11 protein-coding genes are annotated in these 12647 nt (G+C 73.7%); 6 read left to right on the top strand and 5 right to left on the bottom strand.

Features of this window, described 5'->3' with window-relative positions:
- Positions 1 to 33 precede the first annotated feature (33 nt).
- The 3 genes from ACIBW6_RS21085 to ilvD all read left to right on the top strand — a co-directional run bounded on the left by ACIBW6_RS21085 (position 34) and on the right by ilvD (position 4045).
- Complete coding sequence (locus ACIBW6_RS21085) at positions 34 to 1407, top strand: hypothetical protein (RefSeq protein WP_399061720.1); 1374 nt, start codon at positions 34 to 36, stop codon at positions 1405 to 1407.
- 42 nt (positions 1408 to 1449) lie between these two features.
- Positions 1450 to 2298: a fumarylacetoacetate hydrolase family protein gene (locus ACIBW6_RS21080; RefSeq protein WP_399061718.1), complete on the top strand. Its 849-nt coding sequence runs from the start codon at positions 1450 to 1452 to the stop codon at positions 2296 to 2298.
- A gap of 100 nt (positions 2299 to 2398) precedes the next feature.
- A complete protein-coding gene (gene ilvD, locus ACIBW6_RS21075) occupies positions 2399 to 4045 on the top strand; it encodes a dihydroxy-acid dehydratase (RefSeq protein ID WP_399061716.1) in 1647 nt (548 codons plus the stop codon).
- 74 nt (positions 4046 to 4119) lie between these two features.
- Here ilvD and ACIBW6_RS21070 read toward each other — a convergent pair whose 3' ends face one another.
- On the bottom strand, positions 4120 to 5331 hold the full coding sequence (locus ACIBW6_RS21070; protein WP_399061714.1) for an exo-alpha-sialidase: 1212 nt from the start codon (positions 5329 to 5331) through the stop codon (positions 4120 to 4122).
- Between the two features lie 321 nt (positions 5332 to 5652).
- On the opposite strand from ACIBW6_RS21070, the gene ACIBW6_RS21065 reads away from it, so the two are divergent.
- Entirely contained in the window at positions 5653 to 6261 is a 609-nt protein-coding gene (locus ACIBW6_RS21065) for a TOPRIM nucleotidyl transferase/hydrolase domain-containing protein (protein ID WP_399062094.1), read from the top strand.
- Between the two features lie 439 nt (positions 6262 to 6700).
- Here the strand turns inward: ACIBW6_RS21065 and ACIBW6_RS21060 are convergent, their stop codons facing one another.
- Together ACIBW6_RS21060 and ACIBW6_RS21055 are read right to left on the bottom strand one after the other, a co-directional pair.
- The gene (locus ACIBW6_RS21060) at positions 6701 to 7198 is read right to left on the bottom strand and encodes a hypothetical protein (protein ID WP_399061712.1); all 498 of its coding nucleotides are present in this window, start codon (positions 7196 to 7198) and stop codon (positions 6701 to 6703) included.
- Positions 7195 to 7956: an alpha/beta fold hydrolase gene (locus ACIBW6_RS21055; protein WP_399061710.1), complete on the bottom strand. Its 762-nt coding sequence runs from the start codon at positions 7954 to 7956 to the stop codon at positions 7195 to 7197. The genes ACIBW6_RS21060 and ACIBW6_RS21055 overlap by 4 nt, the downstream gene beginning before the upstream one ends.
- An 848-nt stretch (positions 7957 to 8804) precedes the next feature.
- Between ACIBW6_RS21055 and ACIBW6_RS21050 the strand changes: the two genes are divergently transcribed.
- Complete coding sequence (locus ACIBW6_RS21050; protein ID WP_399061708.1) at positions 8805 to 10145, top strand: cytochrome P450; 1341 nt, start codon at positions 8805 to 8807, stop codon at positions 10143 to 10145.
- 89 nt (positions 10146 to 10234) lie between these two features.
- Positions 10235 to 10462: a DUF5133 domain-containing protein gene (locus ACIBW6_RS21045; RefSeq protein ID WP_399062092.1), complete on the top strand. Its 228-nt coding sequence runs from the start codon at positions 10235 to 10237 to the stop codon at positions 10460 to 10462.
- A gap of 203 nt (positions 10463 to 10665) precedes the next feature.
- Here ACIBW6_RS21045 and ACIBW6_RS21040 read toward each other — a convergent pair whose 3' ends face one another.
- Together ACIBW6_RS21040 and ACIBW6_RS21035 are read right to left on the bottom strand one after the other, a co-directional pair.
- Entirely contained in the window at positions 10666 to 11412 is a 747-nt protein-coding gene (locus ACIBW6_RS21040; RefSeq protein WP_399061706.1) for a VOC family protein, read from the bottom strand.
- 44 nt (positions 11413 to 11456) lie between these two features.
- Positions 11457 to 12500, bottom strand: a complete 1044-nt coding sequence (locus ACIBW6_RS21035; protein WP_399061704.1) for a LacI family DNA-binding transcriptional regulator — start codon at positions 12498 to 12500, stop codon at positions 11457 to 11459.
- Positions 12501 to 12647: the final 147 nt, after the last annotated feature.

Genomic DNA, 12647 nt, shown 5'->3' with positions numbered 1-12647 from the left:
ACGGGCCGCCGGACGCACCGAAAGGACCAGACCGTGTCTGCCACCCACCCCGGCCGGCGTTCCCTCGTGCTCATCGGCGCGGGCAGCGCCGTCTTCACCCGCGGCGTGCTCGCCGACCTGATCAGCGCCGAGGACCTCGGGTCCTGGGAGATCCGGCTCGTCGACGTCAGCACCGAGGCGCTGTCGGTCACCGCCCGCCTCGCCGAGCGCATGGTCGCGGCCCGCGGCGCCGAGAAGCGCATCACCGTACGCTCCTCCACCGACCGGCGCACCGAACTGCCCGGCGCCGACTACGTCGTCACATGTGTGGGCGTCGGCGGCCGGCCCGCATGGCAGACGGACCACGAGATCTGCCGGCGGCACGGCGTCTTCCAGCCGGTCGGTGACTCCGTCCTGCCGGGCGGCATCTCCCGGCTGCTGCGCACCACGCCCGTCATGGTCGACATCGCGCGGGACGTCGTCGAACTCGCCCCGGACGCCCACTTCTTCAACTACAGCAACCCGATGACCGCCAACATCCAGGCGATGACCCGCTACACGGGCGCCACGGTCACCGGCCTGTGCCACGGCATGCACCACGTGCAGCGTGAACTCGCCGCGTTCGCGGGGCTGCCGTTCGAGGAGACGTCGACGCTGTACGCGGGCATCAACCACCTCACCTTCATCTACGACTTCCGTCACCGGGGCCAGGACGCCTGGCCCGCGGTGCGGGCCCGGATGGAGCGGGAACTCGCCGAGCCCGCGGACCCCGCCGACATCGGCTCCATCTGGGAGAACGGCAAGGCGTGGCACAACCCGTTCTCCTGGGAGTTCTTCCGGACCTACGGCGCGTACCCGGCGGCCAACGACCGGCACGTGGTGGAGTTCTTCCCCGAGCGCTGGGCGAGCGGCGACTACTACGGCAAGAAGCTCGGTGTGGACGCCTTCTCCGTCCCGGAGATCCTCGCGTGGGGCGAGGACCGGTACCGGTCGATGCGGGTCCAGGCCGAGGGGGACGCGCCGCTCGACGAGTCCGCCTTCGACCGCTCCACCGGCGAGCAGGAGCAACTTCTCGCGATCATCCGGTCGATCACCTTCGACCGGCGGGAGATGTTCTCGGTGAACGTGCCGAACCGGGGCAGCGTCCCGGGCCTGCCGGACGGCGCGGCCCTGGAGATCCCGGCCGTGGCCACGGCGCGCGGCCTGCGCCAGCTGCGGGTCCCGGACCTGTCGGCGCCGCTGACCGCGATCCTGGCGCGGCGGCTGGCCCCCGTGGACCTCGCCGTCGAGGCCGCCATGACCGGGGACCGCGATCTGGTCGTGGAGGCGGTGATCGCGGACGGCGCCGTCACCGGGCGGGACGCGGCGGCCGCGCTGACGGACGAACTCCTCGCGGCCCAGAGCCGTTTCCTGCCACGCTTTGCCTGAATCCGCCCGCACACCGAGCCGACCGATGAGCCTGGAGAGACTGTGAAGATTGCCCGCGTGCGGTACGAGGGACGCGTCCTGGCGGCCCGGGTGGCCGGCGACACCGTGTTCCCCGTGGTGGTGGAGGAGCCGCGGCACATGTCCGACGCGGTCCGCGACCTGATCGCGGACGGCACGGCCGAGGAGGTGCTGGGGGCCGGGGTGCCCGGGGTGCCGCTCGCCGACGTGGAGCTGCTGAGCCCGCTCGCCGCCCCGCAGAAGATCGTCTGCATCGGCCTGAACTACGCCGACCACATCCGCGAGACCGGTCTGCGGACCCCGCAGTCCCCGCTGGCGTTCGTCAAGACGGCGCACTGCCTGACCGGTCCCGCCGCGGAGGTCCGCGTCCCGCGCGGCACCACCGAGCAGCTCGACTGGGAGGCGGAACTGGCCGTGGTCGTCGGCCGCACGGCCCGGAACGTGAGCGCGGCGGACGCGGCCGCGTACGTCTTCGGCTACACGGTCGCCAACGACGTCTCCGCGCGGGACGCCCAGTTCTCCGACGGGCAGTGGTTCCGGGGCAAGAACTTCGACGGGTTCTGTCCGCTCGGTCCCTGGATCACCACCGCCGCCGAGGTCCCCGACCCCCAGGACCTCGCCGTGCGGGCCCGGGTCAACGGCCGGACGGTGCAGGACGGTTCCACCAAAGAGATGATCTTCGGCGTGGCCGAGGTGATCGCCTACCTGTCCCGGTACATGACGCTGTACCCCGGGGACGTCATCGCCACGGGCACCCCGCACGGCGTCGGCATGGGCCGCGACCCGCAGCTGTGGCTGGCCGACGGGGACGTCGTCGAGGTGGAGGTCGAGGGGCTCGGCCTGCTGCGCAACCCGGTCCGCGTCACCGGCTGACGGCGGCGGGCCCCGCCGCCGTCCTCCGGCGCTCTCCCGTCCCCCCCCGGGCGGCGCAGACCGCTCCGCTTCTCCCACTCTTCCTTCCGAAGGAGTCGCCATGAACATCGCCGACGATCCCGACCGCGCACCGGCTCGCTCGCACCTGTACGCGATGGGCCTGAGCGACGAGGAGATGCGGCGGCCCACCGTCGGCATCGCCTCGACCTGGACCGGCACGATGCCCTGCAACCTCACCCACCGCGAGCTGGCACGTCATGTCGCCACGGGGGTGCGCCGGGCGGGCGGGACCCCGATGGAGTTCAACACCGTCGCCGTCTCGGACAACCTGACGATGGGCACGCCCGGCATGCGGGCCTCGCTCGTCAGCCGGGAGGTCATCGCCGACTCCGTCGAACTCATGGGACGGGCGCACCAGTTCTCGGCGATGGTGTGCATCGTGGGCTGCGACAAGACCGTCCCCGCCGCCATGATGGCGATGGCGCGGCTCGACATCCCGTCCGTCCTGCTCTACAGCGGCAGCATGATGCCGGGGACGTGGCGCGGGCGCGAGGTGACCATCCAGGACATGTGGGAGGCGCTCGGCGAGCGGGCCGTCGGCCGGGTCAGCCAGGAGGACGTCGACGATCTCGCCCGGCACGCCTGCCCGGGCGCCGGGACCTGCGCGGCGCAGTACACGGCGAACACGATGGGCACCGTCGCGGACTTCCTCGGCCTCGCCCCCTTCGGCGTCGGCGACATCCCCGCCACCGCCCCGGAGAAGACCGCCGCGGCCGAACGGGTGGGCGCCCTCGCCCTCGACGTCCTCGCCCGTGACCTGCGGCCCTCGTCGATCCTGACGGAGGACGCCTTCCACAACGCGATCGTCTCCGTGGCGGCGATGGGCGGCTCCACCAACGCCGTCCTGCACCTGCTGGCGATCGCCCGGGAGGCGGGGGTCGACCTCGCCGTCGACCGGATCGGCGAGATCTGCCGTCAGGTGCCGATCATCACCGCGCTGAAGCCGTCGGGCCCGTACACGGCGGCCGACCTGTGGCGGGCCGGCGGGACGTCGCTGGTGGCGGCGCGGCTCCTGGAGGCGGGCGTGCTGCGTGGCGCGGTGACCCTGGTCGACGGCCGCTCGCCCGCGGACGTGGCGGCCGACGCCGCGGAGGCGGACGGTCAGGAGGTGGTGGCCGAGGTGAGGTCCCCGGTCAAGCCGGCGGGCGCCCTGGCCGTGCTGCGCGGCTCGCTCGCCCCGGACGGGTGCGTGCTGAAGCTGGGCGGCAGGCCCGACTTCGTGCGGCGGGGCCCCGCGCGGGTCTTCGACTCCGAGGAGGAGTGCTTCGAGGCGATCCAGGGCGGCCGGATCGCGGCGGGCGACGTGGTGGTCGTCCGGTACGAGGGCCCGGCCGGCGGTCCCGGGATGCGGGAGATGCTGTCGATCACCGGCGCGCTGGTCGGGCAGGGCCTCGGCGAGTCGGTCACCCTGGTCACCGACGGACGCTTCAGCGGTGTCTCCCGCGGCCTCGTGATCGGCCATGTCGCGCCGGAGGCCTGGCACGGTGGTCCCATCGCGCTGGTAACGGACGGCGACACGGTCGTCGTCGACTCGGCCCGCGACGCGCTCGACCTCGACGTCCCCGCCGGGGAGCTGGCGCGGCGGCGCGCGGAGTGGGCACGTCCGGACCGTCCGGTCGAGCGCGGTGTGCTCAGCAAGTACGCCGCCGTCGTCGGTTCGGCGTCGGACGGGGCGGTCACGGTGTGAGCGGCGGGGTGCTCACCGCACGGCGGCGGTGAGCACCCCACCCGCACGCGACGCTCCGATGTGCGGCCGGTGCGTTACGCGGCGGGTACCGCGCCCGTGGCGTAGTAGGGCTTGCAGACGGTCCCGTCGTAGTCCGTGGCGATCTCCAGCAGGTTCCGTCCGTCCGCCGAAGGCAGCAGCGCGGAGCTGTAGTTGGGGCAGTAGTCGACGGTCCGGGACGACACGGCGACCGGCGCGGCGATCTCCCGCCAGGTGCCCGCCCCGCCGGCGTCGTTGACCCAGACGGTGCGGCCGCTGCCCGCGGCGACCGAGTCATCGGCGTTGTGCAGGACCTGGCCCACCAGGTAGAGGCGGCCCGTGGCCGAGCCGTTCAGCGGCGCCCAGGCCACGGTGGGGGCGTGCTTGAAGTACTTGCCGTCCGCGGTCTGCGGGCGGTAGCCGAGGTGGGCGGGGTCACCCCAGTTCCAGCCGTCCGCCGAGGTGCGGTAGTGCACGACGCAGACGTACTGCCCGGCCGCGGCGCAGATCTCGTACGTCATGAAGTACGTGCCGTCAGCCAGCCGGCGGACGACGGCCATGCCCGGCCGGTCCGAGGCGAGGTTGCTCGCGATGGTGGCGTGGTGGCCGGACCAGGTGACGCCGTCGGTGGTGCGGGCGGCCATCAGCTTCTGGCTGTGCCCGGGGTCGGTCTCGTCGGAGTAGTGCGCCACCAGTTCGCCCGCGGCGTCGACCGAGAACTCCGGTTCCCACAGCCCTTTCTCGTTGCCGGCGGCGGCCACGGTGGAGAGGTAGCTCCACGTGCGTCCGACGTCCGTGCTCTTGAAGACGCGCAGGGCCATGCGGCGGCCGGCCTCGTCCTGACCGACGGAGGCCGCCCACAGCAAGGTGCCCGCCGGCAACGACCCGATCTGGCGCGGGAGTTCGAACAGCGTCGAGCAGCACAGCCCCTGGCCCCCGGCGGCATCCGGGTCGGAGACCGTGCCGACCTGGCGGAAGGTGCGGCCGCCGTCGGTGCTCTCGTGGATCGCGCCCAGGCCGTTGTTGCCGGAGAAGGAGACGACCGAGGCCAGGACGCGTCCGTTGGCCGCTCCGCTGTGTTCGAGACGGACGACGCGAGGGTACAGGCCGGTGTCACCGCGCAGGGCGGTCCCGGTCGCCGCGGCGGCGGTCCCGGCCTGGACGCCGCCCAGCAGGGAGACGAGCAGACCGAGGACGACCGCGCTGAACAGGGCTGCTCTGCGCAACGGGACGGGAGACAGGGGGCGTGCGGGGGACGGCGGGTGCATGGGGGCTCCTCACGAGGATGGTGGAGCGGGTGGGGATGTGCGGGCAACGATGCGAGTGGGGGGCGCGGGTCGGATTTACATCGCTGTACATGCGATTTACATCGTTGTACTCAGGGGACGGGTGAGCGTCAAGGGGCGGCGCGGGGCCAGGTGGGTCCGGGCGTACGGGAGTTGAGAGTGCCCCGAGTCGGTTCGCGCCCGCCGCCGTGCACGCCATATTCACGTGCCCGGCGGCCCATCGGCATGCAGACTCGCGCCATGACGAACGTGACGGACACGGCGGGCGGGGCGGAGGCGGCGGGTGCGCCGGGCGGTGCGGCGATGGTGGCGTTCAGGGCCGCGGTGACCAGGTGGGCGGCGGGCGGTCCGGAACGGCCGGCGCGGGAACTGGCGGAGAGCGCCGGGGTGCGCACGGCTGTGCTGCTGGAGGGCCTGAGCGATCTCGCGGCCGTCGAATCGCTGGCGGCGCGGCGGGGCCGGGACCTGGCCGCCGACGGGGTGTGCGCCGTGCCGATGGGCGGAGCCATGAGCGTCGGGCGCTACGCCGCTCTGCTCGGGCCGCCCGGACTCGGACTGCGGCTGGTGGGCCTGTGCGACGCGGGTGAACGCGCCTTCTACGAACGCGGGCTGACCCGGGCGCAGGCGCCGTCGGCCCGGATCCACGTCTGCGCCGCGGACCTGGAGGACGAGCTGATCCGCGCGCTCGGCACGGCCGGCGTCGAGGAGATCTTCCGCACCGAGGGCGACCTCCGCGCCTGGCAGACCTTCCAACGCCAGCCGGCCCAGCACGACCGCGGCCGACACCAGCAGATACGGCGTTTCCTGGGCACGAAGAAGGGCCGCAAGATCCGCTACGGCCGCCTCCTGGTGGAGGCCCTGGCCCCGGGCCGGACACCGCGCCCGCTGGACGAGTTGCTCACGGGGGTGTGAGTACGGGGTCCCTGCGGGGCTGGGGGTGGGACCGGCTGGTTCGGGGCTTGGGGGACGGTGGGGGGTGGGACCGGCTGGTCCGGGGCTTGGGGGATGGTGCGGGGTGGGACCGGCTGGTCCGGGGCTTGGGGGATGGTGCGGGAGCGGCTGCCGGCCCCTCCGGGACCGGAAGGTAGCCCGGTGCCGGGGGCGGCGGATCGACCGCCTGCGGAAGCGGGCCGCGGCCCGGACCCAGGCGCGGCGCGTCAAACATCCGCCCCGCAAGGCCAGCGGACCGCACCCCCCGACCCGGCGGGCCGGACCCCTCCCGAGAACAGATGGCCCCCCGAACCCCGCCGCGGCAGCCTGGCGCCCCCCACAAGGTGCGGGCGGTCCGACGCCTCCCGGGCAGTCGGGCCTCAGGAGCCTCTGGCTGAGCCCCCGCACCGGCCGGCCAGGCCTATTCCTCGGCCTGGTCCGCCCGGGAAGCGCGCCGGCCGCGCGTGAGTGCCAGGACGCTGCCCGCGACCGCGATCACCGCGATGGCGATGGCGATGCTGAGACCGCCCTCGGTGTCCCAGTACACGTCCTCCAGGCTGATCAGCAGCGCCGCTTCGTCGATGACGAGGGCAAGACCTACCCCGTAGGCCAGGCCCATCCACGCCCGGGCCCGCGCCGAACGTTCCACGAGCCCCGCCGCGCCGACCACGATGAGCAGGAGGATCCCCCACACGTAGTGGTGGATGTGGACTCCGCCCGCGCTCATGTCACCGACACCGGCCACGTCGATGTGGATGAGCCACGTGAGCAACCGCATCCCGCCGAACGTGAGAGTGAACCCGTACCAGGCCAGCACGAACCCGCGGCGTTTCGGCGAGATGCCGGGCAGCACCCGCAGCCAGGGCGAGGGCCGTTCCGGGTGCCCGGCGCGTCGGCCGGGGTGCTGGGACGACATCATGCGGATCCTCCCGGGCCGGTCGCCGTGAACTTCCCGATGAGCTCCGCCAGGGCGTCCGGGGCGCTGTAGTGGGCCGCGTGGGCCGCGCCCGCGATCTCGGCCGTGCGCCCGTCGCCGACCAGCCCGGCCACCCGCGCGGTCCAGGAGGGGGAGGCGATGGTGTCCCCGGCGCCGCGGACGACGAGGGTCGGTACGCGGACCCGGGCCAGGTTCGCCTCGAAGGCCCCGGCCGAGTCCCGCAGGGCGTGCCGGAACGACGCGGCGCAGCGCAGGGGGCCGGTCAGCACGTAGTCGGACACGGCCACCCCGAGCAGGCTCAGGGGTTCCCGGGGCGCGTCCCGGATCAGCGCGCCGCACTGCCGCCGAGCGGGCACCGCCGGGTCGAGGGCGGGGCCGACGAGCACCATCCGGCTCACCAGGTCCGGGAAGCGGGCGGCGAGCGCCGCGGTGACCTGGCAGCCGACCGAGTTGGCGACCAGCAGCACCGGTCCCAGGGACAGCCGCCGGTGCCAGTGCGCCAGCGCGGCGGCGACCCGGTCGATGTCCGGCGCGCGTGGGGCGGCGGCCCGGGAACGCGCGTTGCCGGGCAGGTCCGGCACCAGCACGCTCGCCCCGTCCGCGGTGAGCCGGCGCGCGAGCGGCACGAAGTACCGCCCGGAGAGCCCCAGCCCGTGCACCAGCACCACCGCGGGGGCGCCCGCCTCCGGCTCCGCCCCGAACCCGCGGGTGAACAACCCCGCTCTCCACGTCTGTTCCACCGGCCCACCCTCGCCTCTCCGTACTCCTACGGCCGCCGCGACCGCTCCGGACGCAAGGAAGTACCACTCTTGGGACGCGGCAAACGAGGGACGTACGACCAGGTCCGGAACGCGCGGGCGCCCCCGGGGCAGCGGGGCCGATCGGCGGCACCCGCGCCCACCCCCTGGGCGGCGGGGCTGATCGGTGACGCCCGCGCCCACCCTCCGGACGACGGGGCTGATCGGTGACGCCCGCGCCCACCCTCCGGGCGGCAGGGCCGATCGGTGACGCCCACGCCCACCCCCTGGGCGGCAAGGCCCATCGGCGGCACCCACGCCCACCCCCTGGGCGGCAAGGCCAATCGGTGACGCCCACGCCCACCCTCAGGACGGCGAGGCTGGTCGTCAGCGCTCACGCCAACCCTCCGGACGGCAGGGCCGATCGGTGACGCCCACGCCCACCCACTGGACGGCAGAGGCTGGTCGTCAGCGCTCACGCCAACCCTCCGGACGGCAGGGCCGATCGGTGACGCCCACGCCCACCCACTGGACGGCAGAGGCCGGTCGTCGGCGCTCACGCCCATCCCCTGGGCGGCACGGCCCATCGGTGGCACCCCGCGCCGCACTCGTGGCCTCCGGCCGACCCGCCTCGGGGATCGACCGGTCCTGTCGTGCCGCCGTGCGCCCCGGTGCACCGGGTTCCGCGACGGCCACCGCACGGACACCCTTCACGAGGGGCCACAAAACGCCCCTGACGCAGCGCGAACCGCCAACTACCCTCTAGAAGAACCCTCTTGCCGCAGAACCCTCCTTGCCTCCTCGATCTGAACGGCGCAGCCGCAAACCGCCCGCACCGCTGAGGAGCCCGCATGCACGAGCCGCATGACGCGCACGAGCCGACCCCCTCTCCTGCATCACACGAGCGCCGCCAGTCGCACGAGCCGCACGAGCCGCACGAAACCCGAAACTCGCACCACGCACACGACCCGCAGGTCCTCGTCCTGAACGCCGCCGGGAGCGACCGGCACGCCGAGGACGCCGCGCTGCGCTCGCGCGGCCCGGCCGCCCGCGTCGACGTCCTGGGAGTCGAGGCCTGGGCGGTGACCGACCCGGCCCTGCTCCGCAGGCTGCTGACCGACCCACGAGTCTCCAAGGATCCACGCCAGCACTGGCCGATCTTCCCCGACGAGATCGTCGGCAGCTGGCCCCTCGCCCTGTGGGTGGCCGTCGACAACATGTTCACCGCGTACGGCGGCGACCACCGGCGGCTGCGGCGCCTGATCAGCCCGGCCTTCACCGCACGGCGTATCGCCGCACTCCGGCCGCGCGTCGAGGAGATCACGCGCGACCTCCTCGACGAGCTGACGGCCGTCGCCCCGGGCGACGCCACCGATCTGCGCGAGCGGTTCGCCTATCCGCTCCCGATCCGGGTCATCAGCGAGCTGATGGGGCTGCCCGACCGCTCGCAGGCCGGGTTCCGCCGTACCGTCGACCGCGTCTTCGACACCCGGCTCGGCCCCGACGAAGCCGCCGCCAACACGCAGGAGCTGTACGCGATCATGTCCGACCAGGTCGCGGCCAAGCGCGCCGCGCCGGGCGACGACATGACCTCGGTCCTCATCGCCGCCCGCGACGACGACGGCGCCGCGCTGACCGAGCAGGAACTCCTCGACACGCTCCTGCTGGTGGTCAGCGCCGGGTATGAGACCACGGTCAACCTGCTCGACCAGGCCATCACCGCTCTGCTGACCCACCCCGGCCAGCTCGCCCTGGTCCGCGAGGGCAGCAGCGGCTGGGCCGACGTCGTCGAGGAGACGTTGCGGTACGAGGCGCCCGTCGCGCACCTGCCGATGCGGTACGCGGTCGAGGACATCCCGCTGCCCGGTGGCCTGGCGATCCGTCAGGGCGAGGCCATCCTCGCCTCGTACGCGGCCGCGGGCCGTCACCCCGCTCTCCACGGCACCACCGCCGACGCCTTCGACGTGACCCGGGCCGACAAGGCCCATCTGGCCTTCGGTCATGGCGTGCACGTGTGTCTCGGCGCCGCGCTGGCCCGCATGGAGGGCGAGGTGGCGCTCCGCGCGCTGTTCGACCGGTTCCCGGACCTGCGTCTTGCCGGCCCCGCGTCGGCCTTGCGCCCCACAGGGTCGTTCATCTCCAACGGACACCACGAACTCCCGGTCGTGCTGCGCCCGGACACCCGGAGCTGACGACACAGCCGCGATCAAGGAGGTGTGGGCGCGGGCGGCCCGGGCAAGGGGAAGCGGAACCGTCCACCGTGCCCGAAGGAGTCCTCGTCATGCTGATGGCGCACCCGGCCGTCCTGAACGACCTCATCCAGCAGTACGAGACGCTGGAGGCCCTCAACGCCTCGCAGGGCAGCGAGCAGGTGCGGCAGCGGATGGACGACGTCGCCTACACCCTGTGCATCGCGACCGGAACCGCCGACATCGACGCCGCTCTGATCGCCGCCCGCCATCGACTGCCGGGCGCACGCCCGGAGGACGACTCCCTCGCGGCAGCCTGAGCCCGGCCCCAGCACCCGAGCCCGGCTCCAGCACCCGAGCCCGGGCCTCAGTGCCTAGCCCCCGGCATACCCGTACACCGCACCCAGCCCGACCCGGCCGGCCAGGCGCATCCGCATCTGCCGCTCCCGCCCCGCCCCCGGGCCGGAGCGGCAGACCGCTGTCGCCCCGGGCCGACCGACAGCTCCCCCGGCCCTGCGGCCCGTCAGGACGAGCGGCCGAGGACGCAGAACTCGTGCCCCTCCGGATCGGTCAGGCACGTCCATGTCACGGCGTCGCCCTGCCCGATGTCCAGGCCGCTCGCGCCGAGGGCACGCAGCCGGGCCACCTCCGCCTCCTGGTCGTCACCCGCGTACGCCAGCAGGTCGATGTGCACGCGGTCCGGCACGAACTTCCCGCCCGCGCGCAGGAATTCGAGGTACGGGCCGACCTTCTCGGCCGAGCGCAGCCGGGCGTGGTCGTCGCTCACCTCGTGCACCGTCCAGTCGGTCGCCGCGTCCCGGAACCGGGCCATGGCACGCGGGTCGACGCAGTCGACCACCACCGCGGCGACCGGTCCGGTGTCCCGGTACGTCTCCCGGGGCTCCAGCACACAGAACTCGTTGCCTTCCGGGTCCGCCAGGACCGTCCAGGGCACGTCGCCCTGGCCCACGTCCACCGGCGTGGCGCCCAGCTCCCGCAGGCGGGCGACCAGCTCCGCCTGGTGGGCCGCCGAGGTGGTGGCGAGATCGAGGTGCGTGCGGTTCTTCACAGCCTGCTTGGCGTGCGGGACGGAGACGACGTCGATGCAGACGGCCGTCGCGTCGGGCCACGTGTAGCCGCCGCCGGGCTCGACGTTGGTCACGCCGGGGCCCTCGCTGGAGACGCCCCAGCCGAGCGCCCCGGCCCAGAACCGGCCGACCGCCGCGTCGTCCAGGGCCTTGATGTTCACGTTCACAGGTCGCAGAGGCATGCCGGTGACCCTACGCACCTCGTGTCCCGGTCACGCCCCATCCGTCAGGGCGACAGCGGCCCCCGCTCCGCCGCCGTCGACTCCCGTACGTCCAGCCGGTGCGGGGCCACATGGACCTGGAACGGCGGTGGTTCCGCGGCACGGATGCGGGCGGCGAGGCACTTCACGGCCAGAGCGGCGATCGCCCCCTTGTCGGGGACCACGGTCGTCAGTGACGGCGTGCTGTACCGGGCCTCCTCCGAACCGTCGATGCCCGCCAGCGCGATGTCGCCGGGGACGCGCAGGCCGGCTTCGTGGACGGCGCGCTGCGCGCCGACGGCGAGCAGGTCGCTGAAGCAGAAGACCGCGTCGGGGCGGATTTCCGGGGGCAGGCCGAGGAGCGCCCGCATCGCCCGGAGGCCGTTGCCGCGGTCGAACTCCGCGACGGGCGGGGCGAGTCGCGGGTCGAAGGGCAGCCCGGCGTCGTGCAGGGCCAGCTGGAACCCCTCCAGGCGCTGACGGCTGGTGGCCGACGCCTGCACGTCCGCGCCGACGGCCGCGATCCGCGTCCGGCCGAGACCGACCAGGTGGCGGGTGACGTCCCGGGCCGCCGCGACGTTGTCGATCAGGACGTGGTCGGCGACCACCCGTTCGCGCCGGTAGCCGCGCTCCCCGAGCAGGACCAGCGGGAACGCGTCGGCGACCGGGGCCAGTTCGGTCGTGGTGACGTGCAGCGGCGAGAGGATCACGCCGTCGAGGAGCGACGCCCCCACACCCGTGGCCAGGCGCAGCTCCTCCGCCGGGTCCCCGAGCGTCTCCTCGATGAGCACGGTGAGACCGAGCGCGGTGGCCTGTGCGCGGATGTGGTGGGCGAGTTCCGCGAAGTACGGGGTCGTCAGGTCCGGGACGGCGAGGGCGATCAGGCCACTGCGGCCCGTACGCAGCCTGCGCGCCGAGGCGTTGGGCCGGTAACCGAGCTCACGGACGGCGTGCAGCACGCGCTCCCGGGTGGCCGCGGACACCTTCGGCGCGTCACGTACAACGTTGGAAACGGTCTTGATGGAGACGCCTGCCCGCAGCGCCACGTCCTTGAGTGTCACGGCTGTCACAGCTGGTCCCCCTCGCTCACAGTGCCCCACGATTATGCACTTTCCGGCGCCGCCGACGAGCGCCGCACGAGACAGGAATGGTGCCTGCCAGAGGGTTGACCCCATGGACCCACGGCGGTTACAACGTTGGAACCACTCGACGGCAAG

It is taken from the genome of Streptomyces sp. NPDC049813, assembly GCF_044465085.1.
Lineage (GTDB): Bacteria > Actinomycetota > Actinomycetes > Streptomycetales > Streptomycetaceae > Streptomyces.
The sequence above is the reverse complement of the archived record's forward strand: the minus strand, read 5'-3'. Positions and strand labels throughout refer to the sequence as shown.

What these genes read in the sequence shown, in the direction of transcription:
- ilvD (WP_399061716.1), top strand. Translation starts at nt 2,399, where the DNA reads ATGAACATCGCCGACGATCCCGACCGCGCACCGGCTCGCTCGCACCTG.
- ACIBW6_RS21070 (WP_399061714.1), bottom strand. Translation starts at nt 5,331, where the DNA reads ATGCACCCGCCGTCCCCCGCACGCCCCCTGTCTCCCGTCCCGTTGCGC.
- ACIBW6_RS21065 (WP_399062094.1), top strand. Translation starts at nt 5,653, where the DNA reads ATGGTGGCGTTCAGGGCCGCGGTGACCAGGTGGGCGGCGGGCGGTCCG.
- ACIBW6_RS21060 (WP_399061712.1), bottom strand. Translation starts at nt 7,198, where the DNA reads ATGATGTCGTCCCAGCACCCCGGCCGACGCGCCGGGCACCCGGAACGG.
- ACIBW6_RS21050 (WP_399061708.1), top strand. Translation starts at nt 8,805, where the DNA reads ATGCACGAGCCGCATGACGCGCACGAGCCGACCCCCTCTCCTGCATCA.
- ACIBW6_RS21045 (WP_399062092.1), top strand. Translation starts at nt 10,235, where the DNA reads ATGCTGATGGCGCACCCGGCCGTCCTGAACGACCTCATCCAGCAGTAC.
- ACIBW6_RS21040 (WP_399061706.1), bottom strand. Translation starts at nt 11,412, where the DNA reads ATGCCTCTGCGACCTGTGAACGTGAACATCAAGGCCCTGGACGACGCG.